We start from the raw sequence: 23,910 nt of genomic DNA, 5'->3' as shown, positions 1-23,910 counted from the left end.
GTGGCGGGTTTCACGACCCGCGGGTGAACGCCGCGACAGCGCGGGCGAGGTGGGTTTCGAGTTCTTCGCGGGTGTCGCCGGCGGCGACGACGAACCCGTGCCGGTCCCGCGACTGGCGCACCGACGGCGGGCGGGCGCCGGGCGTGGCCGACAGGTGGGCCTCCACGACCCCGGGCAGCGCCGCGATCGCCGCGACGTCGACTTCGGGCACCGGTGCGTCGCCGGGGAACGTGACGTAGCGGATTCCGGCGACGCGGCGCCGGGCCGGGCCGTCCGGCGTCGGACGGCCGAAGACGACCGCCATCGACTGCTCGAAGACGTCTTCCCCGAGCGCGAGGCGGAGCATGTCGCTGATCCGGTCGCCGCCCGGGCGGCCGTGCGACTCGATCAGCCGGGGACCGGTGCCGGTCAGCATCACCTCGGTGTGCGAGACGCCGTAGTGGTACCCCGCGGCGTCGAGCGTCGCGGCGACGAGGTCCGCGACGGCCGCGGCCGGCCCGGCACCGAGGTCCACTGGCAGGGTGTGGCCCGTCTCGACGAAGTGCGGGGCACCGGTCGTCGCCTTCTCGGTGACGGCGAGGATGCGGTGGCCCCGGGGCGAGCTCATCGCCTCGACGCTGTATTCGGTGCCCTGCAGGAACTCCTCGACCAGGTGCGGGCTTTCGAGCTCCGGGCCGGCGAGCCGCGCGGCGGCGTCGGCCGGGCCGTCCAGCCGGGTCACGCCCGCGCTGCCGGTGCCGTCGGCCGGCTTGACGATGCAGGGGAACCCGATGTGCGCGATCGCCCGGCCGAGCTCGGCGAGGGTGTCGCAGACCGCGTGCGCGACCGGGACGCCGGCCCGGTCGCCGACCGCGGCGCGCAGCTTCGCCTTGTCCCGGAACGTCTCCAGCGCACCCGGCCGGGTGCCCGGCCAGCCCAGCCGCTCGTTGACCACCGCCGCCACCGAGGAGCCGGCCTCGCCGAACCCGAAGCAGGAGACCGGCCCGGGCAGGTCCAGTTCCCGCAGGCGGGCCACCAGCCCGCCCGGATCGGTGGTCCACGGGCTGTGCAGGAGCAGGCCCGGCACGGGGCCGGGGTCGGCCCCGCCGGGGGCGAGGACGACGACCACCGTCAGCCCGAGCCGGCGCGCGGCGTCGACGACCAGGTCACGGGGGTTGAGCAGGACGACCGTTTCAGGCATGCCGGACCCGCGCTTTCGGCAGGAGGAGACTGGTGGCGGCCGCGGCGACGGACACGCTGATCAGCACGAGCCAGACGCCGTCGCCGCTGAGCAGCTGCACGAGAACGCCGCCGAGGCTGGCGCCGGCGAGGCTGCCGACGGCCCCGGCCGCGCTCATCGCGCCGAGGGCGATCCCGGTGCGGCGCACCGAGCTCGCGCGGATGGCCTGCTCGTCGAGACTGGGCCCGATGAGCATCTCGGCGACGGTGACCGGCAACGCGAAGACCAGCAAGGAGAACCACCCCGCGTGGGCCAGCAGGACCGCGTAGGCGCCGGCGAAGAAGAGGAAGCCGAGGGCGAGCAGGGTGCGGTTCGCGGCGCGGGCGAAGACGTGGCGCAGCAGCGCGTACTGGCAGAGCACGACGAGCACGCCGTTGACCGTGAAGACGACCGCGATCGCCGCCGTGCTCCCGGTCATGGCCAGTGCCGCGATCGGCACGACGACGTTGAGCTGGCTGTAGATCGCCCAGTAGGCCACGCCGAGCACGAGCAGCGTGAGCCAGTGCGCCCGGCCCCACCGGTTCTCCGGCGGCGGCTCGGCGACCGCGACGGCCGGGCCGGGCCGCGCGGCCCGGCGTCCCGCGCGGGCCACCAGCCGGATGCCGAGCACGAGGTGGGACAGGACACAGGCACCCAGGATGTACCGGAAGCCGAGCGGGTAGACGGCCGCGCCGAGCGCGGGCCCGGCGACGACGCCGATGTTGACGAACGTCGAGCGCAGGGCCAGCATCGCCCGCGGCCCGGGACCGTCTTCGGAGACCAGCCGGGTCTTGATGGCCAGGCCCAGCAGCGAGCCGCCGACCCCGACGGCCACCACCCCGGCGACCAGGCCGGGGCCGCCGAGGCCGAGCAGGACGTACCCGGCGATCCGCAGCGCGAACCCGGCGGCCAGCACCGCTCGCGTGCCGAGCCGGTCGACCAGGAATCCGGTGAGCAGCGAAAAGGCCTGGCTGGAGAAGGCGAGCAGGCCGACGAGGAACCCGGCCTCGGCCGCCGCCACGCCGCGGCCGGTGAGCTCGATCGCCAGCAGCGGCAGGAACATGAACGTGGTCAGCCCGGTCAGCAGCACCGTGACCAGCAGGGCCCGCCCGTCCGGGGAGGTCTCGCGCCACGCTGTCACGGCGTGTCCGCCACGAGGTTCGCCGTCAGCCACGTCTCGGTTTCCCACAGCCGGGCCTCGACCTCGGCGGTGTCCCGGCCCTCGACCATGGCCCAGCAGACGTGGGAGGTGCTGTTCTGCGCGACGGCCCCGGCGGCGAGGGCGGTGTTGACCTCGTACTCGGTGACCCACTCGAAGGGCGGCCGTCCGGGGGCGCGCACGGCACGGCCCGGGGGGACGATCGCGACGGCGCCGTGCAGCCGGTCGGGCGCCGCCCGGGGCGGGTCGGCCACCGGCAGCCCGGTGGACAGCCGCAGCCAGGTGGGCAGCAGGTCGAGGCCGTAGGTCGCGCGGGTGAGCGCGGGGATCCGGGCGCCACCCACCCGCGACGCGATCTCGCACAGCAGCAGCTCCCCGTCCGCGGTGCGGAAGACCTCGAGGTGGTAGGCGGACACGGCAGGCGTGTCGAAGGCGGCGAGGCACTCGTCGAGGAAGGCGGTCAGCTCGACCGCGACCGGGTCGTCGGGGTGCAGCTGCAGCGATCCGTTGTTCTGCCCGGAAAAGACGCCGAGGCAGCTACGCAGGTACCGCGAGCAGGAGACGAACCGGAAGCCGTCGGCAAGCACGGCGTCGACGTGGTGGACCTCCCCGTCGACGAACTCCTCGGCCAGCAGGTCGTCCCGCCAGTGCCGGCGGCTGAACGCGGTCAACTCGCCGGCGTCCCGCAGCACGGTGATGTCCCGGGAGCCACCCTGCTTCCGCGGCTTGACCACCACCGGATAACCGACGTCGTCGATGAAGTCGAGCAGGTCGGCGAAGGTGTCGAGCCCGGCGAAGCGCGGCGTGCGGACCCGCTTGCCCGCCACTTCTTTCATGACGACTTTGTCGCGAAAGGACAGTGCGCTGTCCGGAGTCTGCCCGTGCACCCCGAGGTGGGTGCGAAGCCGGGCCACGCGTTCGAGGTCGTACTCGTTGTCCGTGACGACGTAGTCGAAGAGGCGATCGCGGGCGAGCTCCCGCAGCCGGAGTTCGGCGTAGGGGACGAACTCGCAGTCGGGCACGTGTTCGTAGTGCGCGAACCCGGCGGTGCTCTCGAGGGGGTTGTGGCTGAAGACGTGGAGGCCGCTGACGTGCTCGGGCAGCATGGCTGCGTAGTCGTTGAGCTGCCCGTAGTTGATGACCGCGACGTTGACCACCGCAAGCCCGCCCCTCGCCGCTAGTTCCCGTTGCCGTCACTGGATGCTAGGAAGCGGGCGGATCCTGCCTCATCTCCCAGGAGGCGGCATCAGGGCACGACAAGACATGCACGAATCCCGAAGAGGGGGTAGTTGCGCCGATCGGGTGACGCCGGCCGGGGACCGGTCCCCGGCCGGCCCCGGCTAGAAAGGCGCGAGCCCGGCCGGGCTCGCGGGCCGGAGGAGACGGGACGGGACGTGGCGATGCGGATGGTGGCCGGCGTGGCGCTCCTGGTCATGGCCGTCGGCGGCCCGGCTGCCGAGGGGGCTGCCGGGCCCGCGCCGCGCACGTGGCGTGTCGGACCGCACGGGCAGTACGCCACCGTCCAGGCCGCGGCCGACGTGGCGCGGCCCGGGGACACGGTCGCGATCGAGGCCGGCGTGTACCCGGGTGGCCTGACCATCCGCCGTGACGGCGCCCCGGGGCGCCCGATCCGGTTCGCCGGCACCGGCGGAACCGCCGTGCTGACCGGCGCCGGGGGCCTCGCCGTCGGCGGGCACGGCTGGCTGGAGTTCACCGACGTGACCGTGGCCGGCTCGACCGGCTTCGGCGTGTACGCCGCGGGGGCACACGACCTCGTGTTCGACAGGTTCGGCGTCGACGGCTCCCGCGACGGCGGGCTCGTGCTGGTCGGCACCCGGCGGGTGCGCGTCACGCACTGCGACATCCGGGGCACGAACGCCCGCGGCACCTCGGCCGACCACGAAGCGCTGAGCATCGCCTCGGGCTCGTCGGACGTCGAGGTGTCCGGCTGCCGGGTGCACGGCAACGGCGAGGAAGGCATCGACGTCAAGTACAACTCCGCCGCCCGGGTGAAGATCCACCACAACGTCGTGACCGGCAACCGGGGTCCGAACATCTATGTCGACTCTTCGTCCGCGGTGGACGTCTACGCGAACGTGGTCGGCGGGACCCGCGAGGGCAGCAAGGCCGGGATCGGGCTCGCCGTCGAGGACTACTCGGAAACCCGGCTGCTCTCGGAGGTCAGGGTTTTCGACAATTTGTCCACCGGCAACGCGCAGGCCGGGCTGAGCTTGTGGGTCGAGTCGACCGGGACGATGCGGAACCTGGAGATCGTCAACAACACCTTCGCCGGCAACGCCCGCGGCTCGGTGCTGATCGACGCCGACCGGTTCGCCGGCCGGAACACGTTGCGCAACAACGTGTTCGGCGATGGTCCGGTCGAGGCCGGCCCGTTCGCCGCCGACCACAACTTCACCGGAGACCCGGGTTTCGCCGACCCGGCCCGCGGCGACTACCACCTCGCCGCGGGTTCGCCGGCGGTCGACGCCGGCAGCCCCGAGCACGCGCCCGCGTTCGACCTCGACGGCGTCGCCCGGCCGGCCGGCGCGGGCTTCGACATCGGCGCCTACGAGCGGAGGTGTCCGTGAACGACGGGGACCGATCAGCGCGGTCTACCTGCTGCGGAACGCGCACGACGGCGGCGGGATTGCGCACCCAACCCGCTGATTTCTCCGGCCATAGTCTACAGAGGACAGTGAGGCGCCGGCGGCGATCGGTGGGAAAAGCGGGTCGAATTTCCGCCGCAACAACGTTTTCCTCAGTCCGGCGGCCTCACCGGCGGTGCCGGTGAATCGTTTACCCGCCTGGCGGTCCCGGCGGCAGTGGAAATTGCGTAGCGTCACGGGCCGGGGTCGACTGGCGGATCCGCGGCAGGCTGCCGGGGTTGTGCGGGGGAATGGTGCGAGGACGAGGGTGGGTGCCGCCCGCGACGACGATCGCGGCCGGCGTCGCGGCGGCGGCCGCGTTGGGGAAGGTCGCGCCCGTTTCCGACGCGGTGCGCGGGGCGTTCGGGCTGTCGGCCACGTGGCTGGGGCTGGTGATTTCGACGATCACGTTCGTCGCCGCCCTGTTCGCGCTGCCCGCCGGGGAATGGCTGCGGCCACGGGCGGTGGGCGGGTGGGTGGCCGCCGGGCTGGCCGTGCTCGCGGTGGCCGGCGGGCTGATGGTCGCCGTGGCGCCGGCCACGGGCGTGCTCGTCGGGCTGCGCGTTGCCGAAGGAGCGGGCTACCTGCTGGTGATGGTCGGTGCCCCGGTCGTGCTGGCGTCCCAGGTGTCCCCGCGCAGGCTGGCACCGGCGCTGGCGGTGTGGGGCGCATGCGTCCCGGCGGGGCTGGCACTGAGCGCGGTCGCGGGCGGAGTGCTCGGCTCGGCCTGGGGATGGCGCGGCTGGTTCCTGCTGCTGGCTGTGGTGTGCGCGGTGCTGGCCGTTGTCGCTGGTGCCGCGGCGGGCACGAGCCGGACGTCGCCGCCCAGCCCGCCCGGTCTGCCGGGGCGCGGGGTGACGGACGGGGCAGTGTCGCCCGACCCGCCGGGGCGCGGGGTGGCGGACGGGCCGCCTAAAGCGCCGGGTGGCCGGGTGGCGGCCGCGCCGTCGCTCAGCCCGCTGGGGCGCGGGGTGGCGGACGGGGCGCCTAGCGCGCCGGGAGGCCGGGTGGCGGCCGCGCCGTCGCTCAGCCCGCCGGGGCGCGGGGTAGCGGACGGGTCCCTGCCGCCCAGCTCGCCGGGGCGCCGGGTGACAGCCGGGCTGCCCAGCCCGCCAAGAGACCGGGGGTCGGCCGGATCGCCGCCGCCCAGTCCGCCGGGGCGCCGGGTCACAGCCGGGCCGCTGCTGCTCGGAGCCGGCTTCGCGCTGACCGCTCTCATCAGCGTCGCGGTCCTCTCCTTGTTCCCCCTCTACCTGAGTTCGAGGTTCAGCCTTCCGCCGGGTACGGCCGGCGCGCTCACCTCGGCCGTTGCCGTTGCGAGTGTGCCGGGCAGCCTGCTGGCCGGTGCCCTCCTGCGTCGGGGCGCCACTCCCCGCGCGGTTGGCGCGGCCGCCCTCTCCTGTCCGGTGTTCGCCGGCCTCGTCTTCGGTGGCGCCTTGCCGCCGGGCGGCGCGGTCGCACTGGCGGTCCTGCTGCTCTTCGCGGCGGGGATCGGGGTGGGCGCCGCGTACGGTGCGCTGCCGTCCGTCGTGGTGCGGGCGGATGCCCTGCCCGCCGCCAATGGCGTTCTCGTCCAGCTCGGGAGTGCCGGGACCCTGCTCGCGCCGCCGCTGTTCGCCGCCGTGACCGGGCTTGCGCAGTGGGAGCGTGCCGCCTTCCTGGTGCTGCCCGCCGCCGTGGCCGGGTTTGCCCTGCTCGCCCGCGCCACCGCGCGGCGTCCCCGTGGTGCCGGACACCCCGAGCACGCGGAAATCACCGAGGAGAAAGGGAACCGATGACCCTGCCCAGCGTGAAAGAGCTGTTCGCGGCTCCCGGCGAAGCCCGGGCGGACCTCATCCGGCGGACCCGCTGGCGTCCCGGCCCGCTGCCGGACCGGGGTTCGAGCTTCTTCATCCACCTCAGCGAGCTGTGCCCGGTCGCCTGCAAGCACTGCATGTACTCCTCCGACCTGGAACGCAAGTCCGAAAAGGACTCACTGAGCCCGGAGGAGCTGGAAGAAGCGATCGCCTTCATCGACGAGACCGGGTCGGAAAAGCTCAACATCACCGGCGGCGGCGAGCCCTTCCTCAAGCTGCCCAGCATCCTCCGGCTCCTGGAAACCGTGCGGGTGCCGCGGATCGAGCTGGTCACCGCCGGCTACTGGGCGAAGACGCAGGCCGCGGCCGACCGGATGCTCGACCGGCTCGTCGGGGCGCTGGCGAAGAACCCTCGGAAACCGGAGCTCATGCTGCGGCTGAGCCTCGACCGCTACCACCTCAACGCGCCGTACCCGGTGCTGATCGAGCACTACGGCAACATCGCCCGCGCCTGGGACCGGGGCGGCCACGACATGCTGCTCGGCTTCCGCGGCATCCAGCCGGACCTCGGGCACGTCGACCGCCTGCTCGCCGACGAGGTCGGGGGCGAACTGACCGAGATCGACGAGTGGAACCGGCGGCTGACGCTGCCCGGTGGCCGGTCGGCGCCGCTGACGTTCAACGTGTTCCGGCTCAGCGGCAAGGCGGGCGAACTCGTCGAAGGCGCCGAACTCAGCACGCACTCGAAGACGATCCGGGAGTACTACGGGCCGTTCGAGAAGCGCCAGGGGCAGCTGGTCCTGGCGACGGCGGTCAACGACGCGATCCGCGGCAGCTACACCGACACCGGCGGGCTCGCGATCACCATGAACAGCGACGGCAGCTTCTGGATCTTCTGCGGCACCGCCCCGGACCGGCGGCTCATGCTCGGCGAAACGGACTTCGCGGGCGCCATCGAGTACTTCTTCGCCGACCCGATCACGCGTCTGCTGGTCGACGACGGCGTGTGGGCGCTCTCGGACGTCGTCGCCGAGCTCGACCCGCTCTGCTGCACCGCCGCGGTGGCCAAGAACGACGTCGCCTCGCTGGTGGAGGACCTGCTGGCGGCCCCGGCGGTCCGGCTCGCCGTGACACTGGTCGCGCTGCACCGGCTGCTGGGCGAGGACAGGCTGAGCGTCGACGGCCTCCCGCCCGGGCACGAGCTCCTGCTGCCGGAGCCGGAGCTCGTCCGGGCGTGCCGCCACGCGATCGCGGGGGAGACGGCGTGACGGCCCGGGTCGTCGAGCTCCCCGACAGCGAAGGCCTGTACGCCGCGATCACCGTCGCGGACATCCCGAAAGCGCTGCTGCGCCGGCGGATCGGCCTGCTGGGCCGCGGACTGGCCCGTGCCGTCCGTGCCGCGGGCAGGCCCGGCGAGCGGGTGCTCTGCGTCGTCGTGCTGCGAGGTGGGGCGCTGCTGTACCCGGCGTTCGCCGAGGAGTTCGGCGACGCCGCGTTCTGCATGCTGGGGCTGCGCCGCGTCGGCGGCGACGTGGTCACCGAGTACCGCACCGAAGTCCCGGGCGGCGCCTACGACCGCATCGTCTACCTCGACTGCGTGGCCGCGACCGGGCGCACGGTCTTCGCGGCGCGCCGGACGATCACGCCGAGCTGCCACGCCGCCGAAGAGGTCGTGGCGGTGGTCTGCGCCGCGACGACCGCGACGCGGGCCCTGCACGCGGCGGGGCTGCAGGTGATCGGCTTCAGCCTCGACGAGGCCGAGACGAGCGGGGTCGTCGCGCCCGACTTCGGGCGGCTCGACGCGGGCGAGGTGTTCGCGGACGGCGGCGCCGTCGCCGAGCCGGCGGGGGACGCCGTGGGACGGCGGCCGCATGGGTGAGCCGCCCTCGCTCGTCCTCGGCGGCGTGACCCTGCCGGACGGGCGCCGGGCCGACGTGGCCGTCCGCGGTGACCGGATCAGCGCGGTCACCGAGCCGGCCGAACCGGCTGCCGGGCCGGCCGGCGTCCGGGTCGAGCTGCGCGATCACCTGCTGCTCCCGGCGCCGGCCGAGCCGCACGCCCACCTCGACAAGGTGCTCACCGCGGGCCTGATCGACAACGCCACCGGCGACCTCGAAGGCGCCGTCGACTCCTGGTACCGCTTCCGCGCGACGGCGCCGTTCCGGGACATCGCGGACCGGGCGCTCGAGGCCTGCCTCCGGATGCTCGGGCACGGCTGCACCGCGGTGCGCACCCACCTCGACGTCGGCACCCGGACCGGCCTGCGCTTCCTCGACGCGGTCGTGGCCGCCCGGGAGGAGCTGCGCGGGCGGCTGCACCTGGAGATCGCCGCGTTCGTCGACGTGCCCTCCTCGGGGCAGGCGGGCGCGGGCAACCTGGCGGTGCTGGCCGAGGCGATGGAACGCGGCGCCGACGTCGTCGGCGGGGCGCCGTACCGGGACCCGGACCCGGTGGCGTGCCAGGAAGAGCTGCTCGCCGTGGCCGCGCGGCACGGTGCGCCGGTGGACCTGCACACCGACGAGACGCTCGACGAGTCCGTCTCGTGCCTCGGGGAGCTGGCGGCGCAGGTCACCCGCTCGGGATTCCCGCACCGGGTGACCGCGAGCCACTGCGTCAGCCTCGGCGTGCAGGCGCCCGACCGGGTGCGGCGGATCGGGGCCGGGCTGGCGGCGGCGGGGATCGGCGTGGTCTGCTGCCCCGCGACCAACCTCTACCTGCAGGGCCGCGACCACCCGGTCGCGACCCCACGCGGCCTGACGGCGCTGGGGCCGCTGGCGGCGGCCGGGGTGACCGTCGCCGGCGGTGGGGACAACATCCAGGACCCGTTCAACCCGCTGGGCCGCGGCGACCCGCTCGACACCGCCGTCCTGCTGGTGCTCGCGGGCCACCTGCCGGTCGACGCGGCGTACGCGGCGGTCAGCGAGAAGGCCCGCTGGGTGCTGGGACTGCCGGAGGTCCGGATAGCGCCGGGCTTCCCCGCCGAGCTGCTGGCCATCCCGGCGCGGGACGTGCGAGGCGCGGTGGCCGACCGCGACCCGCGGCGCGTCGTCGTCCACTGTGGACGGATCGTGGCCGGCCCGCACCGCCCGGGTGCCGGAACCGGCGACCGGGGCTGACGCTCCCGGTGGTCAGCCGGCGGCGATCCGGCGCAGCCGCGCGGCCGTGGCGGCGGTCCTCGCCAGCACGAGTGGCGGCCGCCGGCCCGCGGCGGCCGGGAACCCGGGCCCGTCCGCCGTGGCCGCGTAGCCGCCGGCCTCCTGGTGCAACAGGACGCCGGCGGCGTGGTCCCACACGTTCGTCCAGCCGAACACGGCCGCGTCGTGCCGTCCGAGCGCCAGCTCGAGGTACACGACGCCGGCTCCGCTGCACGGCACCAGGCTCAGGCCCGCCCCGGCGAGCCGCGCGATCACGGCGTCGTCCTCGGCGGTCCGGTACGCCGGATCGGTGACGACGACCCGGAGCGGGTCCCGGTCGCGGTCCGGCAGCCGCAGCGGGCGGCCGCCGGCCACCGCGCCGCCGCCCGCGCGCGCCATCGCGCTCAGGCCGAGCGCGGGGGCGCACAGCCACGCGCCGAGCACGCTTCCGCGCAGGGCCAGCGCCACCATGACGCAGAACCGTTCGTTCCCGCGCACGAAGTTCGCCGTCCCGTCGAGCGGGTCGGCGATCCACACCGGACGGTCACCCCGCAGCAGCTCCAGCAGCCGCCCGTCCGCGGCGACGCCCTCTTCCCCCACGAAGACCGACCCGGCGACCAGGCCGCGGAGCTCTTCGGCCAGCCGCCGCTCGGCCGCCACGTCCGCGGCGGTGACGAGATCGCCCGCGGCCTTCTCCCAGATCTCCGCCGCCCGCAACCGGCGGAACCGGCTCAGCACCTCCTGCCGCGCGACGTCGGCCACCACGGCCGCGACCGTACCGAACTGCACCGACAGGCCCACCGCACCAACCTAGCCCGGCTCTCAGCCGCGGTGTTGCGGCAGGACCAGCAGGGTGATCGAATTCGCCGGGTACGTCGTGGTGACCCGGCCGCGGTTCACCGGAAGATCGCCGCCTCGCACGATCGACGAGAGGTCGGCCGGGCTGTAGGTGAACCGTTGGGCCTTGCCGGTGCCGGTGCCCGTGATCGACAGCGGGGAGTTCAGGTCGGTGCCGGTCTTGTTGATCACCATGAGGGTGAGTGCGCCGTCGCAGCGGCGTTGGGCGCCGTAGATCGCGAGCTGTCCCTGGTCGGTGCTGGCCGCCGAGACGCTCACGTCGCCGAACTGGCTGCCGGCTCCGTCGTAGTTGCGGTACATCCGGAACGCGTACGCGGCCGGGTCGGTCGGCTTGGGTTCGCCCCACATCGTGGCGAGGTCGAGGCCTTCGCGGCCGAAGACGCCGAGGACGTCGGCTTCGGCCAGCGCGCCGTTGATGTCGTCGAGGGCGCCCCAGTTGTACTCGGTGATGGCCGTCTTGGTGCCGGGGTTGTACTGGGCGATCCACTGCTTCATCGTGCGGATGAACTGCAGCGGGGGCGCGTTGACGCCGCTGGGGCCGATCCAGGACTCCTCGACGTAGCTCGGGTCCCACAGCGACCGGATGGACCGCAGCCGCAGCGCGTTGGCCTCGGGGGTCTTGTCGCCGCTGATCTGCGGGTAGAAGTGCTGGTCGAAGTAGTCGAGGAAACGCTTGCCGCCGTGGGCGTCGCTGTAGTCCTTCATGTTCTTCAGGAACCACTGGGAGAGGTTGAGCCCGCCGTGCGCGGCCGAGTCGGGACCGGGGCCGCAACCGTCCACTCCGGACGCGACCCACTCGCAGTAGCCCCAGCCCGACGGGCCGAGCACCGCCGCCCGCGGGTCGGCGGCCTTGATGGCCGCGGCGGTCGCCGTGCTCTTGCTGCCCAGTTCGTCGTCGCTCACCGGCTGCGGGTGGACGTCGCGGTGGGTGGAGCTCCACAGCACCGGTTCGTTGTCGAGTTCGTAGATCGGGACGCCGCCCCGCGCCGCCGGGCCGAACCGGCTCACCAGGTGCGAGACCATTTCGCCGGCGAAGGACGCGTCCGCCGGGATCGAGGTGTCCGTGGGCTCGGCCCCGGTGAGATCGGTGTTGTTCAGGCGGCCGTTGCCGCAGTTGGCGTCCCACTGGTCGAACGAGTCCTGGGCGGGGAAGCGGGTGGCCGGGAACCCGCAGGCGAACGGGTGCGACGAGGGCGAATCCTTCGCCACCCAGCCGGACATCGGCACGGTGACCACCTGCTTCATCCCGCGGTCGCGGTTGCGCTGGACGAAGGCCTCGAGGGTGTTGTCCGGCCCGGCCACGATGTTCTCGAAGTACCAGTCGCTGCCGGTGTTGTAGGTGTGGTTCTTGAAGTTGTAGCGGCTGCTCGCGTTGCCGCCCCAGCGCGACACCGGGATGCCGAGCTCGGCGACGAGCGCGGGATCGCCGCCGTTCATCCCGTAGATGTCCGGGCTGATCGCGTGCCGCGCCGCGAACAGGTTGACCGACAGGCTGAGCCCGGCCGCGGAAGCCGGTGGTGCCGCGGTGGTCAGGAGCGCCGCCACCAGGCAACCGGTCGCGGCGAGGGGCTTGCCGGACCGTGGGCGATTCCGTCGCTGAGCAGCCACCGGGGAACTCCTGACGCCGTCGTATGGGAGCGCTCCCATACGATACACAGCCGCCACGGCAGCGGTTGTAAGTTTCTCGGCGCCGGACGCCGTGATCAGGCGGCGCCGGTCGCGGTGGTGGTGTCGAGCTCGGGCAGTGGACGACCACAGATCTCGTGAGCCTCCGCGGCCGTGAGGCCGAGCATCCGCAGCAGGTCCTCGGTCACCTGGTCGGTCGTGGCGGCGTCGTCGCGCTCGGGCTGCCGGTGCAGGAGGTGGCCGAGACCCAGCGCGGCCCCGGCGACCGTGATCATGGCGAGTTCGGGGTCGGTGACGGTGAAGCGGCCGGCTCGGACGGCGGCCTCGATGTCGCGGCGGGCGCGGGGGGCCAGTCCGCTCTGCGAGGTGGCGAGTTCGAGACCGTGGTGCAGGAGGACCTTGCTGAGTTCGGGGTGCCGCCGGTGCAGGCGACCGGTCAGCCGGAAGCTCTGCGCGAAGACCTGGGCCGGGTCGTCCAGGCCGGTGGTGAGCTCGTCCAGCAGGGCGCCGTGGACGTCGAGGGCGTCCTCGACCGCCGCCTGGTAGAGCTGCTCCTTCGTCTCGAAGTGGTTGTAGAACGACCCCATTCCGACGTCCGCGGCCTGGGTGATCTCCAGGATCGGGACCGCGGTCTTCCCCTCGGCGATGAGCGCCTGGGCCGCCCGGACCAGGGCCGCGCGGGTGCGTGCCTTGCGCCGTTCCAGTCGGCTCGGAGCTTGCTCCGGCATCCGTGCTCCCGTCTTCGCTGGTCGTCGCCGCATCGTAGCCCATCACGTCACTGCTGAGGAATTCGTCAGAAACCCTTGACTGATGACATGCTCGTAACTGACGATGTCGTCAACAACGTGGAAGGAGGAGCCGTGGGAGATCCGCACAGCGGGCTGCACAGCGAGCACGGCGCGCTCGCCCGTGAACACCCCGGCCGGGCGGCGAACCCGGTGATCAAGGTGCACGACCTGGCCTGGCTGGAGTTCGAGAAGCCGGACCTGGCGCGGGCGGAGGTGTTCGCCGGTGCCTTCGGGTTCACCACCGTGCTCGGCACCGGCCGCGAGCTGCACCTGCGGGGCACCGACGCCGGCGCGCCGTGCGTGCTCATCCGCAAGGGTCCCCGGTCGAAGTTCCTGGGACCGGCGTTCCTGGCCGCGACCACGGGCGACGTCCTCCGGCTGGCCGACGCCACCGGCCGGCGGGCGACCAGGCTGCCGGAGACGCTGGGCGGCGTCGTCGTGGACCTGCCCGACCCGAGCGGCCTGCGGGTCCGGGTCGTCGCGGACACCCACGTCCTGCCCGCGCTGCCGCCGCAGGACCCGCACCCGCTCAACTTCGGCCACGAGGTCCGGCGGGTCAACGCCGCGCAACGGCCGCCCCGCGCCCCGGCCCTGGCGCAGCGGCTGGGGCACGTGGTGCTGCAGACGACCCGCTACCGCGAGGCGCTGGACTGGTACCTGGACCACCTGGGCCTGATCGTCAGCGACTTCCTGTACTACCCCGGGCAGCGCGAGCGCGGGCCGGTGATGAGCTTCCTCCGGTGCGACCGGGGCGCCACGCCGGCCGACCACCACACGCTCGCCATGGTGCTCGGCCCGGCCGACCGCTACGTGCACTCCGCCTACCAGGTCGCCGACCTCGACGCCCTGGCCGCCGGCGGCGAATACCTGCGCGAGCACGGTTACCACCATTCATGGGGCATCGGCAGGCATGTCGAAGGCAGCCAGCTGTTCGACTACTGGCGTGACCCGGACGGGTTCATGGTCGAGCACTTCAGCGACGGCGACCTGTTCGACAACACCGTCGAGCCCGGCTGGGCCCCGCTGACCAGCTCGGGGCTGGCCCAGTGGGGGCCGCCCGCCACCGCCGACTTCCTCGGCGTCAAGCCCGGCAAGGAGTCCCTGCGCGAACTGCGCGCGGTGTTCGCGGCGCTTCGCGAAGACAACGAATTCGACGCCCGGCGCCTGCTGGGCCTGCTGAAAGTGGCCCGTTCATGAACGAGCTTGCGAGTGAATCATTCAACACAGCGCTTCCGGCTCAGGCGGCACCGAGCGCCAGCGAGGTGTGCGCATGAGCCTCACCGTCCTGCGCACCGCCGACGCCTGGTACCTCGCCACCCCGGACGGCGCTGCGAAGATCCCCACGACGGCGACGACCACCGCCGAACTGCTCGCCGACCGGGCGGCGATCACGGCCGCGACCGGGGACACCGTGCCGGTCGCCTCGCTCGACCTGGTTTCGCCGGTGACCGCGCCCTGCCGCGTGGTCGCCCAGATGACCAACTTCGCTTCGCACGTCACGGACGCCGGGATGGACCCGGAAACCGTGCCCCTGACGTTCTTCCGCAAGGCGTCCGGGTCGATCAGCGGCCCGTTCGACGATGTCGTCAAGCCGGCCCACGTGTCCCTGCTCGACTACGAGGTGGAGATCGGGCTGGTCATCGGCCGGGAGATCCCGGTCGGCAGCGAGATCACCGACGTGGCGGAGTGTGTCGCGGGCCTGGTCGTGACCAACGACGTCTCCGCCCGCGACATCCAGCTGCCCCAGACGCAGTTCTACGAAGCCAAGTCGTACCCGACCTTCACCCCGGCCGGGCCCGCCCTCGTGCTGCTGGACGGCCACGAGCTGAAGCGGTTCGCCGACCTGCGGCTGCGGCTGGCGGTCAACGGCGCGGTGCGCCAGGACGCGGTCGTCGGCGACGACATGATCCACCGCCCGCTCGAGGCCCTGCGGGCGCTGGCCCGGTTCCAGCGGCTGGATCCCGGCGACCTGGTCCTGACCGGGACCCCGGCCGGCACCGCGTTGTCCGCACCGCCGAAGGTCGTGGAGAAGATCGCCGCGCTGCTGCCCCCGGCGCTCAAGTGGAAGCTGTTCTTCAAGGGACAGGCCAAAAACCCGAAGTACCTCGCCGACGGCGACGTCGTCGAGGCGTCGGTCGCGACCGACGACGGTGCCCTCGACCTCGGCACCCAGCGCACGGTCGTGCGGTACCGGCGATGAGCGGGGCTTCCCTGTGGCCGCGCTACGCCGGGCCGGCCGACCTGGCCGTGATCGAGGCGGTCCCGCTCGCCGACCGGAATCTGCCGGAGTCGACCTACGCCCTGCTGCAGCGGGCCGCCGCGTGGTGGCCGGAGCACCCGGCGACCACCGTGCTGCCCGAGGCCGCGCGGTGGCGCGAGCCTGTCTGCCGCACGTTCGGCGAGCTGCTCGCCGACGTCCACCGCTACGCGAACCTGCTGCGCGAGCTCGGCGTCCGGCGGGGCGACGCGGTCGCGCTGATGGCGCCCAACTGCGCCGACCTGGTGCCGGCGACCCTGGCCGCGCAGCTCGCCGGCGTCGCGGCCCCGCTGAACGGCGGGCTGTCCCGCGACCACCTCGGCGAGCTGCTTCGCCTGTCCGGCGCCCGCGTGCTGATCACCGCCGGGCCGGAACTCGCGCCGGAGGTCTGGGACACCGCCCGGTCGCTGGCCGCCGAGCTGGACGTCGTCCTCGTGCTGCGCCCGACCGGCGCGCCCGGCGCACCGGCCGCGTTGCCCGCCGTCGAGGGGGTGCGCGTCGGCTACCTCGCCGAGCTCGCCTCCACAATGGACTCTGCCGACTTCGCCGGTGAACCCCCGGTGGCGGCGGACCTGGCCGCGCTGTTCCACACCGGCGGCACGACCGGGGCGCCGAAGCTGGCCGCGCACACGCACGCCAACGAGGTCGCCGACGCGTGGATGATCGCGGCCAACTCGCTGCTCGACGTCGGCTCGGTCGTCTTCGCCGCGCTGCCGCTGTTCCACGTCAACGCGCTGGTGGTCACGCTGCTCGCGCCGCTGTTCCGGGGCCAGCACGCGGTGTGGGCCGGCCCGCTCGGCTACCGGGAACCCGAGCTGTACGGGCAGTTCTGGCAGATCGTCGAGCACCACCGGATCGCGGCGATGAGCGCGGTGCCGACCGTGTACGCGGTGCTCGCGCAGTGCCCGGTCGACGCCGACATCACCAGCCTGCGCTACGCCATGGTCGGCGCTGCACCGCTGCCGGCCGCCGTGCGCGAAGCCTTCCAGGCGCACACCGGCGTCACACTGGTCGAGGGCTACGGGCTGACCGAAGCCACCTGCGCCAGCGCACGCAGCTTCCCGGACGTCCCCCGCCCCGGCACTGTCGGCCAGCGCCTGCCGTACCAGCGGATGAAGGTCGTGCACCCGGAAACGGGGGAGGAGCTGCCCGGCGGCGAAACCGGCGTACTGGCCATCAGCGGCCCCACCGTGTTCCTGGGCTACGTCGTCGGGCGGGACCGGACCGGCTACCTCCTCGACGGCCTCGGCAAGCTCCGCGACGGCTGGCTGGACACCGGTGACCTGGCTCGGCTGGACGCCGACGGGTTCGTGCACCTGGCCGGCCGGGCCAAGGACCTCATCATCCGCGGCGGGCACAACATCGACCCGGCGCTGGTCGAAGACGCCCTGCTGGCCCATCCGCAGGTGACCGCGGCCGGCGCGGTCGGCCGTCCCGACGAGCACGCCGGCGAGGTGCCCGTCGCCTACGTGACCCTGACGCCCGGCGCCACGGCGAGCGAGGCCGAACTGCTCGCCTGGGCCGCCGGCCGGGTGCCCGAGCGCGCCGCCGCGCCGAAGGCCGTCACCGTGCTCGACGCGCTGCCGGTGACCGACGTCGGCAAGCCCTACAAGCTCGCCTTGCGCGCCGACGCGACCCGCCGCGCGATCGCCGAGGCGCTGGTGGCGTTCGATCGCGTGACCGTCGACGCGGTGATCGAGGACGGCACCGTGCTCGCCGTCGTCACCCTTCCGTCCGAAGTGGACGAACCGGAGGTGGCCGCGGCGCTCGCCCGCTACGCCGTCCCCGCCCGCCTGACCACCGAAGGAAAGCCATGATCGTCCTGTCCGTCCTCGTGGCCGCCGTCTTCCTCCTCACCGGCGCGGCCAAGCTGTTCGCGCTCGCGCCCATGCGGGAACGCGCCGCGCACGCCGGCTTCTCCGTCACGGCCTACCGCGGCATCGGCGCACTGGAGATCGCCGGAGCCGCGGGTGTCCTGCTGGGGCTGTCGGTGCCGCTGCTGGGCGCCCTGGCCGGTGCCGGCCTGCTGCTCCTGCTCGTGGGCGCGCTCGTCACGCACGTGCGCAGCCACGACCGGGGCCGCGACCTCGTCCCGGCGGTGGTGTGCGCGGGGCTCGTCGCCGGCTACCTCGTGGCCCTCGGGGTGTCGCCGTGAGGGTGCCCGTCGTCATCGTCGGGGCGGGCCCGGCCGGACTGACCGCCGCGGCGCTGCTCGGCCGGTACGGCGTCGAGTGCCTGGTGCTGGAGCGGTGGGCGTCGGTCTACCCGCAGCCCCGCGCGGTGCACCTGGACGACGAGGTGCACCGCATCCTCGGCCGGCTCGGGCTGGCCGGGGCGTTCGCCGCCATTGCCCGGCCCTGCCACGGGCTGCGGCTGCTCGACCCGGGCTTGCGGGTGCTGGCCGAGTTCCGCCGGTCGCCCGGCGGCGGCCGGCACGGCTACCCCGAGGCGAACATGTTCGACCAGCCCGACCTGGAGCACCTGCTCCGCACCCACCTGGCGACGCTCGGCACCGTCACCCTGCGCGGCAACGCCGAGGTCACCGGGATCCGGCAGGACCGGACCGGCGTGCGCCTCGACATGACCGACCGCGGCACCGACGCGTGCGAGACGATCCACGCGGACTACGTCCTGGGCTGCGACGGCGCGAACAGCCGCACCCGGACGGCGATCGGCGCGACGATGGCGGACCTGAAGTTCGACCAGCGCTGGCTCGTGGTCGACGGCGCCACCACCGCCGACCTCGGCCGGTGGGACGGCGTGCACCAGGTCTGCGACCCCGGCCGGGCCGCGACCTACATGCGCATCGGGGAAACCCGCCACCGCTGGGAGTTCCGGCTGCTGCCGGGGGAGTCCGGCGCCGGCTTCCACGATCCGGACCGGCTGCACCCCCTGATCACGCCGTGGACCGGAGAGGCCGACCTGGAGATCCTCCGCGTCGCCGAGTACACCTTCCGCGCGCAGCTCGCGAACCGGTGGCGCGACCGCCGGGTGTTCCTGCTCGGCGACGCCGCCCACCTCACTCCGCCGTTCATCGGCCAGGGCATGGGCGCCGGGCTGCGGGACGCGCTGAACCTGGCCTGGAAACTCGCCGGTGTCCTCGACGGGAGCCTGCCCGAGACCGTGCTCGACACCTACGAGGCGGAACGCAAGCCGCACGCCCGCGCGATGATCCGGCGGGCGGTGCTGGTCGGCCGGGCCATGACCGAAGGCGGCCGGTTCGGCGACCTCGTCCGCCGGGTGGTCGCGCCGCACCTCAACGGCCGCGTCCTCGACAGCGCGACGCCGCCGCTGCGCCGCACGGACCTGGTCGTGCGGCCCCGTTTCGGACGGTCCCTGGCGGGCCGGTTGTGCCCCAACGCCCTGCTCGACGACGGAACCCGGTTCGACGACGTGGCCGGCGGCCGCTTCGCCGTCGTCACCACGAGCACGCCGTCGGAGACCGAGCGGGCCGCCATCCGGGCGTCCGGCGCGGTCCTCGTCACCACCCGGCGCTCCGGCGAGCTGCACCGGTGGCTGCGGACCGGCGCGGCCGTCGTCCGCCCGGACGGCACGGTGCTGAGCGCCGCCAGCAGCCTTTCCCGGTGCCGGTACCCCTGACAAAGGAGCAACGATGCCCCAACACGACGACGTGCCGGTGTACCGGCCGGACATCTATTCACCGCAAGCGATCCTGGACCCCTACCCGCACTACGCGAACCTGCGCGAACTCGGGCCGGTGGTGTGGCTGCCCCACCACGACGTCCACGCCCTGCCCCGCTACGCCGAGTGCAAGGCCGTCCTGCTGGACGACAAGACCTTCGTCTCCGGTGACGGCGTCGCGCTCAACGCGATCGCCAACCGGCTCTCCCGGGGCACGACCCTCAACAGCGACGGCGAAGACCACGCCCGGCGCCGGGCCCTGGTCGCCCACCGGCTCACCCCGCGGGCGCTGCGCGCGATGCGGGACGTCGTGGACAGCCAGGCCGCCGAGATCGTCGACGCCGCGGTGGCCCGGCGCACCGTCGACGGCGTCGAAGTCGCGGCCGCACTGCCCGCGGCGGTGGTCCCCGACCTCGTCGGGTGGCCGGCGGAGGGGCGGGAGAACCTGCTGCGGTGGGGCGCGGCGACCTTCGACATCCTGGGTCCCCTCAACGGCCAGGCGGCGCGGGCGGTCCCGGCCGGCCTGGGCATGGCGCGGTTCGCGCACTCCGTCGCGAAGCGGCGGAAGGTCCTGCCCGGCAGCATGGGCGACGACCTGCTGCGCGCGGCCGACGAGGGCAAGCTCAGCCACGCCGAGTGCCCGGCGCTGATGATCGACTACCTGGCGCCGTCCCTGGACACCACCCTCAGCGCGATCGCGAGCGCCCTGCACCTGTTCGCCACCCACCCCGGCCAGTGGCAGCTCCTCAAGGACGACCCGGCCCTGATCCCCAACGCGGTCAACGAGATCGTCCGCTACGAATCCCCGTTGCGCGCCTTCAGCCGCAAGGTCGCGCGCGACACCGAGGTGGCAGGCACCGTGTTGATGGCGGGCTCCCGTGTCCTCGTCCTCTACGCCTCCGCCAACCGCGACGCGCTGGCGTGGGACGACCCCGACACGTTCGACATCCGCCGGGACGCCGCCCGCCAGCTCGGCTTCGGGCACGGCACGCACGGCTGCGCCGGGCAGGGCCTCGCCCGCCTGGAGACCCAGGCGATGCTGCGCGCGCTCGTGGCCCGCGTCGACCGGATCGAGCCGGCCGGGCCACCCGAGTGGGCACCCAACAACATCATCCACCGCCTCGGGCGGCTCCCGATCGAACTCATCCCGGCCTGAAAGGGGACAACGGTGCAGATCTCCGTCGACCGCGACCGCTGCGAAGGCCACGGCCTGTGCGCCGAACAGGCCCCCGCGATCTTCGACCTCGACGACGACGCCGAACTCGTCCACCACTTCGAAGGCGTCGAAATCCCGCCGGAGCAGCTCGCCGCCGCCCGGACGGCCGTGACTTCGTGCCCGGTCGCCGCGTTGCGGGAGCTTCGGTGACACGACCGCGCTCGACCGTCGTCGCCGGCGCTCGCGCGCGGCAGATCGGCGCTCCCGGGCAACGCGGCGAAACGGTGCCGGGAGCCCGGACGACGCACGCCGGCTGCGCACGCGGTTCGACGACTCTTGCGGACCGGGATCCCTCGAGGTCGTGGGTCCGCTGCCGCCGCTCGGCGAACCCGATCTCCTCGAGGGAAGCGTGCCCGGTGGACCGGAGGTTTCCTCCCCGAGCACGGCCGAGCCCGGTGCGTTCCTTTTAGGACCGTCGGTGAGAATGGGCGCATGAACCTGTTGCTCCTCGCCGCCGCGCTCGCCATGGTCGTCCGGGCGCTGGCGGCGGCCCGGCTCGACCGGTGGAACCTGGGTGCGCCGGTGGTGATGGTGCTGGCCGGGGTCCTCGTCGGGCTGCTGTACGAGAACTCCATCGCGGCCGTGCTGAACACCGAGGCCGTGCAGCACGTCGCGGAGATCATCCTCGCGGTGCTGCTGTTCGTCGACGCCACCGAGGTGCGCGGTGGACGGCTGTGGGGCGGTTACCCCGGGCTCGTGGCCAGGGTGCTGTTCGTCGCCCTTCCGGTGAGCCTCGCGCTGGCGGCCCTGCTGGGCTGGTTGCTGTTTCCCGGCCTGCCGTGGGCCGTGCTGCTGCTCATCGCCGGCGTCACCATGCCGACCGACTTCGCGCCGGCGGAACAGCTCGTGCGCGACCGCACTTTGACGATGCGGGTCCGCAGTGTGCTGAACGTGGAAAGCGGCTACAACGACGGGATCGTCTCGCCGCTGTTCCTCTTCGCGCTGATCCTGGCCGGCGACCACACGCAACAGCGGACGCCGCTCGACGCGCTCGCCACCGCGCTGCCCTTCGCCGCCAAGGCACTGGTCGCCGGCGTCGTGCTCGGCAGCCTCCTCGCCTGGCTGCTGGACCGGGCCCACCACGCCGGCTGGGTGACGCCCCAGTCCGGGCGCCTCGTCGTGCTGCTGGCCCCGCTGCTGACCTACGCCGCGACCGTCGCCATCGACGGCAACGGCTTCGTCGCCTCCTTCGTCTGCGGCACCGCCTTCCGCTACCTGCACCGGCTGCTCAAGGCCCGCCGGGTCCGCGACGGCCGGGCCGACCGCGCGGAGGTCCGGGCCGACGCCCTGAGCAAGGACCTGCACCTGCTGGAGGACGTGACCACCCTGCTGACCACGACCATGTGGTTCGTCGTCGGCATCGCGGCCATCCTCGCCTTCACGCTGGGCGTTTCGTGGCAGGTCGTCCTGTTCTGCGCCGCGGTGCTCACCGTGGTCCGCGTGATCCCGGTGCTCCTCTCGCTGACCGGGTCGAAGCTGGCCGGGCGGGAACGCCTGCTCGTCGGCGTGCTGGGACCGCGCGGCACGACCACGATCGTGTTCGGGCTCCTGGCCTTCAACAAGCTGCCCGAGGGGCCGGCCGCCGACACGATCCTGGTCATCACCGTGGTCTGCGTCCTGGGCAGCGTGGTCCTGCACGGGATGGGCGCCAAGCCGCTGACGCGCCTGCTGACCCGCGGCTGACCCGGCCCGGCCCGCCGGGTGGCGGTGCGGGGCCGGCCACCCGGCTGGGCCGTCCGGCCGGTTCACCGGTACCGCCCGCCCGGGCCGTCGTCGACGATCGAAGAGCCTTTTTCGACGACGACGGAATGTGGAGCTGTTTCCCGTGCGCACCTGGATCGACCGCGCGACCTGGCGGACGCTGGCGGGCTACGTCCGGCCCCAACGCCGGACTGTCCTCTTCGGAGGGTTGCTCGTCCTGCTGGGCGGCTTGGCCGCGGCGGCGCAGCCTCTCGCGGCCAAGACGCTCGTCGACAAGCTCGGCACCGGCGGGGTGATCACCGGGCTGCTGGCGGTGCTGGTCGGTCTCGCGCTCGCCGGCGCCGCGGTCCGGATGGCCGGTGACTACCTGCTCGAGCGCGCCGCGGAGTCGGTCGTGCTGGTCGCGCGGAAGCGGTTCGCCCGGCGGGTGCTCCGGCTGCGCGTGCCCGCCGTGCAGCGCACCGAACCGGGGGACCTGCTGTCCCGGTTCACCAGCGACACGACCCTGTTGCGCGAGGTGTGCACCCACGCACTGGTGGGCCTGGTCACCGGTGCGGTGACGACCGTGGTGATGGTCGTGCTGATGGGGACGATGGACCTCGTCCTGCTCGGGGTCACCGCGGCGGTGCTGCTGGTGGTCGGCCTGCTCGCGCTCGCGGGCATGCCGATGATCGAAAAGGCCACCCGCGCCGCCCAGGAAGCCGTCGGCGAGACCGGGACGCGGATGGAGCGGGTCCTGGGCGCTTTCCGGACCGTCAAGGCCTCGGGCGCGGAAGCCCGGGAAACCCGGGCGATCGAAGAGGGTGCCGAACGCGCGTGGCGCGCCGGTGTCCGCTCGGCGCGCTGGGAGTCGCTGGTGCACGGCTCCAACGCGCTCGCGATCCAGGCGTCGTTCCTCGCGGTGCTCGGGGTCGGCGGCGCGCGCGTGGTGACCGGCGCCATCCCGCTGTCCACTTTGGTGGCTTTCCTGCTGTACCTGTTCTACCTGGAGGAGCCGATCGGGCAGCTTCTGCACGCGGGCAGCAGGCTGCAGATCGGGCTGGCCGCCGTGCGCCGGCTGTCCGAAGTGGAGCAGATGCCCGCCGAACCGGCTCCGGCCGGGCACACCGCCGGCGGCCGGGACGCGGCCGGGCTGGTGTTCGAGGACGTCCGCTTCCGGTATAGCCCGGAGTCCCCGGAAATCCTGCGTGGCGTCGACCTCGAGCTCCCCGCCCGGGGCATGACGGCGTTCGTCGGGGCCTCCGGCGCCGGGAAGTCCACGTTGTTCGCGCTGCTCGAACGGTTCCACGAACCGTCGTCGGGCCGGATCCGGCTGGACGGCACCGACCTCGCGGACTGGGACCTGGCCGCCTTGCGCGCCTCGATCGGGTACGTCGAGCAGGACGCGTCGCTGCTCTCCGGCACGCTGCGCGACAACCTCGCCTACGGCCGCCCGGAAGCCACCGACGAGGAGATCCGGGAGGCGCTGGTGCAGACCCGGCTCGACGGCCTCGTGGACCGGCTGCCGGCCGGCCTGGACACCCCGGTCGGGCACCGCGGAAGCATGCTTTCGGGTGGCGAACGGCAACGGGTCGCGCTCGCTCGCGCGCTCCTGCGCCGTCCTCGGCTGCTGTTGCTGGACGAGATCACCTTGCAGCTCGACGCGGTGAACGAGCTGGCGATCCGCGACGTCGTCACCGCCGCGGCCGAGACCACGACCGTGCTCGTGGTGGCCCACCGGCTCTCCACGGTCACCCGGGCCGACCGGATCGTGGTGCTGGACGAGGGCACCGTCCGGGCGACCGGCACCCACGAACAGCTCGTGGCGAGCGACCCGCTGTACGCCGAGTTCGCCGCCACCCAGCTGCTCACGGGCGACAGCGCAGTTCAGCGGGCTGCCGGATAGTGTCG

General features: G+C 73.5%; 20 protein-coding genes. 14 read left to right on the top strand and 6 right to left on the bottom strand.

All coding sequences use genetic code 11. The features are described 5' to 3' along the window. Positions 1-10: 10 nt before the first annotated feature. Genes BLW76_RS31350 through BLW76_RS31340 form a run of 3 tightly spaced genes read right to left on the bottom strand, consistent with a single transcriptional unit; the run spans position 11 to position 3,514 of the window. Complete coding sequence (locus BLW76_RS31350) at positions 11-1,180, bottom strand: ATP-grasp domain-containing protein (protein WP_091314192.1); 1,170 nt, start codon at positions 1,178-1,180, stop codon at positions 11-13. Beyond that, entirely contained in the window at positions 1,173-2,339 is a 1,167-nt protein-coding gene (locus BLW76_RS31345) for an MFS transporter (protein ID WP_091314190.1), read from the bottom strand. The genes BLW76_RS31350 and BLW76_RS31345 overlap by 8 nt, the downstream gene beginning before the upstream one ends. Beyond that, a complete protein-coding gene (locus BLW76_RS31340) occupies positions 2,336-3,514 on the bottom strand; it encodes an ATP-grasp domain-containing protein (protein WP_091314187.1) in 1,179 nt (392 codons plus the stop codon). The genes BLW76_RS31345 and BLW76_RS31340 overlap by 4 nt, the downstream gene beginning before the upstream one ends. 243 nt (positions 3,515-3,757) lie before the next feature. Here BLW76_RS31340 and BLW76_RS31335 point away from each other — a divergent pair, with 243 nt between their 5' ends. The 5 genes from BLW76_RS31335 (at position 3,758) to BLW76_RS31315 (ending at position 9,914) form a co-directional block, all read left to right on the top strand. After that, on the top strand, positions 3,758-4,945 hold the full coding sequence (locus BLW76_RS31335; RefSeq protein WP_244170691.1) for a right-handed parallel beta-helix repeat-containing protein: 1,188 nt from the start codon (positions 3,758-3,760) through the stop codon (positions 4,943-4,945). 329 nt (positions 4,946-5,274) lie between these two features. After that, complete coding sequence (locus BLW76_RS31330; RefSeq protein WP_167384789.1) at positions 5,275-6,780, top strand: MFS transporter; 1,506 nt, start codon at positions 5,275-5,277, stop codon at positions 6,778-6,780. Then, positions 6,777-8,066: a radical SAM family protein gene (locus tag BLW76_RS31325; RefSeq protein WP_091314181.1), complete on the top strand. Its 1,290-nt coding sequence runs from the start codon at positions 6,777-6,779 to the stop codon at positions 8,064-8,066. Before BLW76_RS31330 ends, BLW76_RS31325 begins: the two co-directional genes overlap by 4 nt. Beyond that, on the top strand, positions 8,063-8,677 hold the full coding sequence (locus BLW76_RS48830; protein ID WP_091314178.1) for a uracil phosphoribosyltransferase: 615 nt from the start codon (positions 8,063-8,065) through the stop codon (positions 8,675-8,677). The genes BLW76_RS31325 and BLW76_RS48830 overlap by 4 nt, the downstream gene beginning before the upstream one ends. Next, a complete protein-coding gene (locus BLW76_RS31315; RefSeq protein WP_091314176.1) occupies positions 8,670-9,914 on the top strand; it encodes an amidohydrolase family protein in 1,245 nt (414 codons plus the stop codon). Before BLW76_RS48830 ends, BLW76_RS31315 begins: the two co-directional genes overlap by 8 nt. Before the next feature lie 12 nt (positions 9,915-9,926). On the opposite strand, the gene BLW76_RS31310 is transcribed toward BLW76_RS31315, so the two are convergent. From BLW76_RS31310 to BLW76_RS31300, 3 genes are all read right to left on the bottom strand, one after another. Then, positions 9,927-10,733 carry an inositol monophosphatase family protein gene (locus BLW76_RS31310; RefSeq protein ID WP_091314173.1) on the bottom strand — a complete coding sequence of 269 codons (807 nt, stop codon included), beginning with the start codon at positions 10,731-10,733 and terminating at the stop codon, positions 9,927-9,929. A 21-nt stretch (positions 10,734-10,754) separates the two neighbouring features. After that, complete coding sequence (locus tag BLW76_RS31305; RefSeq protein ID WP_244170404.1) at positions 10,755-12,335, bottom strand: glycoside hydrolase family 44 protein; 1,581 nt, start codon at positions 12,333-12,335, stop codon at positions 10,755-10,757. A 158-nt stretch (positions 12,336-12,493) separates the two neighbouring features. Next, positions 12,494-13,144, bottom strand: coding sequence for a TetR/AcrR family transcriptional regulator (locus BLW76_RS31300; RefSeq protein WP_091314171.1), 651 nt, complete (start codon positions 13,142-13,144; stop codon positions 12,494-12,496). A gap of 132 nt (positions 13,145-13,276) precedes the next feature. On the opposite strand from BLW76_RS31300, the gene BLW76_RS31295 reads away from it, so the two are divergent. The 9 genes from BLW76_RS31295 (at position 13,277) to BLW76_RS31255 (ending at position 23,905) form a co-directional block, all read left to right on the top strand. Beyond that, on the top strand, positions 13,277-14,401 hold the full coding sequence (locus BLW76_RS31295) for a VOC family protein (protein WP_244170403.1): 1,125 nt from the start codon (positions 13,277-13,279) through the stop codon (positions 14,399-14,401). Between the two features lie 73 nt (positions 14,402-14,474). Next, positions 14,475-15,404, top strand: coding sequence for a fumarylacetoacetate hydrolase family protein (locus BLW76_RS31290; RefSeq protein WP_091314166.1), 930 nt, complete (start codon positions 14,475-14,477; stop codon positions 15,402-15,404). Next, positions 15,401-17,278, top strand: a complete 1,878-nt coding sequence (locus tag BLW76_RS31285) for an acyl-CoA synthetase (protein WP_091314162.1) — start codon at positions 15,401-15,403, stop codon at positions 17,276-17,278. The genes BLW76_RS31290 and BLW76_RS31285 overlap by 4 nt, the downstream gene beginning before the upstream one ends. Beyond that, positions 17,275-17,616 (top strand): DoxX family protein, encoded by a 342-nt coding sequence (locus BLW76_RS31280; RefSeq protein ID WP_091314161.1) that lies wholly within the window; start codon positions 17,275-17,277, stop codon positions 17,614-17,616. The genes BLW76_RS31285 and BLW76_RS31280 overlap by 4 nt, the downstream gene beginning before the upstream one ends. Beyond that, positions 17,613-19,061, top strand: a complete 1,449-nt coding sequence (gene mhpA / locus BLW76_RS31275) for a bifunctional 3-(3-hydroxy-phenyl)propionate/3-hydroxycinnamic acid hydroxylase MhpA (RefSeq protein ID WP_341866512.1) — start codon at positions 17,613-17,615, stop codon at positions 19,059-19,061. The genes BLW76_RS31280 and mhpA overlap by 4 nt, the downstream gene beginning before the upstream one ends. 13 nt (positions 19,062-19,074) lie before the next feature. After that, positions 19,075-20,259: a cytochrome P450 gene (locus BLW76_RS31270; protein ID WP_091314156.1), complete on the top strand. Its 1,185-nt coding sequence runs from the start codon at positions 19,075-19,077 to the stop codon at positions 20,257-20,259. A 12-nt stretch (positions 20,260-20,271) separates the two neighbouring features. Continuing rightward, on the top strand, positions 20,272-20,469 hold the full coding sequence (locus BLW76_RS31265; protein ID WP_091314152.1) for a ferredoxin: 198 nt from the start codon (positions 20,272-20,274) through the stop codon (positions 20,467-20,469). Between the two features lie 282 nt (positions 20,470-20,751). Beyond that, complete coding sequence (locus BLW76_RS31260; RefSeq protein WP_091314150.1) at positions 20,752-22,002, top strand: cation:proton antiporter domain-containing protein; 1,251 nt, start codon at positions 20,752-20,754, stop codon at positions 22,000-22,002. A gap of 142 nt (positions 22,003-22,144) precedes the next feature. Continuing rightward, on the top strand, positions 22,145-23,905 hold the full coding sequence (locus BLW76_RS31255; protein WP_244170402.1) for an ABC transporter ATP-binding protein: 1,761 nt from the start codon (positions 22,145-22,147) through the stop codon (positions 23,903-23,905). Positions 23,906-23,910: the final 5 nt, after the last annotated feature.

It is taken from the genome of Amycolatopsis tolypomycina, from assembly GCF_900105945.1.
GTDB classification, from domain to species: Bacteria; Actinomycetota; Actinomycetes; order Mycobacteriales; family Pseudonocardiaceae; genus Amycolatopsis; species Amycolatopsis tolypomycina.
The sequence above is the reverse complement of the archived record's forward strand: the minus strand, read 5'-3'. Positions and strand labels throughout refer to the sequence as shown.

Bases quoted from the DNA above. Each gene is read 5' to 3' on its own strand.
- BLW76_RS31350 (WP_091314192.1), bottom strand. From the start codon at position 1,180: ATGCCTGAAACGGTCGTCCTGCTCAACCCCCGTGACCTGGTCGTCGAC.
- BLW76_RS31335 (WP_244170691.1), top strand. From the start codon at position 3,758: ATGCGGATGGTGGCCGGCGTGGCGCTCCTGGTCATGGCCGTCGGCGGC.
- BLW76_RS31325 (WP_091314181.1), top strand. From the start codon at position 6,777: ATGACCCTGCCCAGCGTGAAAGAGCTGTTCGCGGCTCCCGGCGAAGCC.
- BLW76_RS31315 (WP_091314176.1), top strand. From the start codon at position 8,670: ATGGGTGAGCCGCCCTCGCTCGTCCTCGGCGGCGTGACCCTGCCGGAC.
- BLW76_RS31300 (WP_091314171.1), bottom strand. From the start codon at position 13,144: ATGCCGGAGCAAGCTCCGAGCCGACTGGAACGGCGCAAGGCACGCACC.
- BLW76_RS31290 (WP_091314166.1), top strand. From the start codon at position 14,475: ATGAGCCTCACCGTCCTGCGCACCGCCGACGCCTGGTACCTCGCCACC.
- BLW76_RS31285 (WP_091314162.1), top strand. From the start codon at position 15,401: ATGAGCGGGGCTTCCCTGTGGCCGCGCTACGCCGGGCCGGCCGACCTG.
- BLW76_RS31280 (WP_091314161.1), top strand. From the start codon at position 17,275: ATGATCGTCCTGTCCGTCCTCGTGGCCGCCGTCTTCCTCCTCACCGGC.
- BLW76_RS31270 (WP_091314156.1), top strand. From the start codon at position 19,075: ATGCCCCAACACGACGACGTGCCGGTGTACCGGCCGGACATCTATTCA.
- BLW76_RS31260 (WP_091314150.1), top strand. From the start codon at position 20,752: ATGAACCTGTTGCTCCTCGCCGCCGCGCTCGCCATGGTCGTCCGGGCG.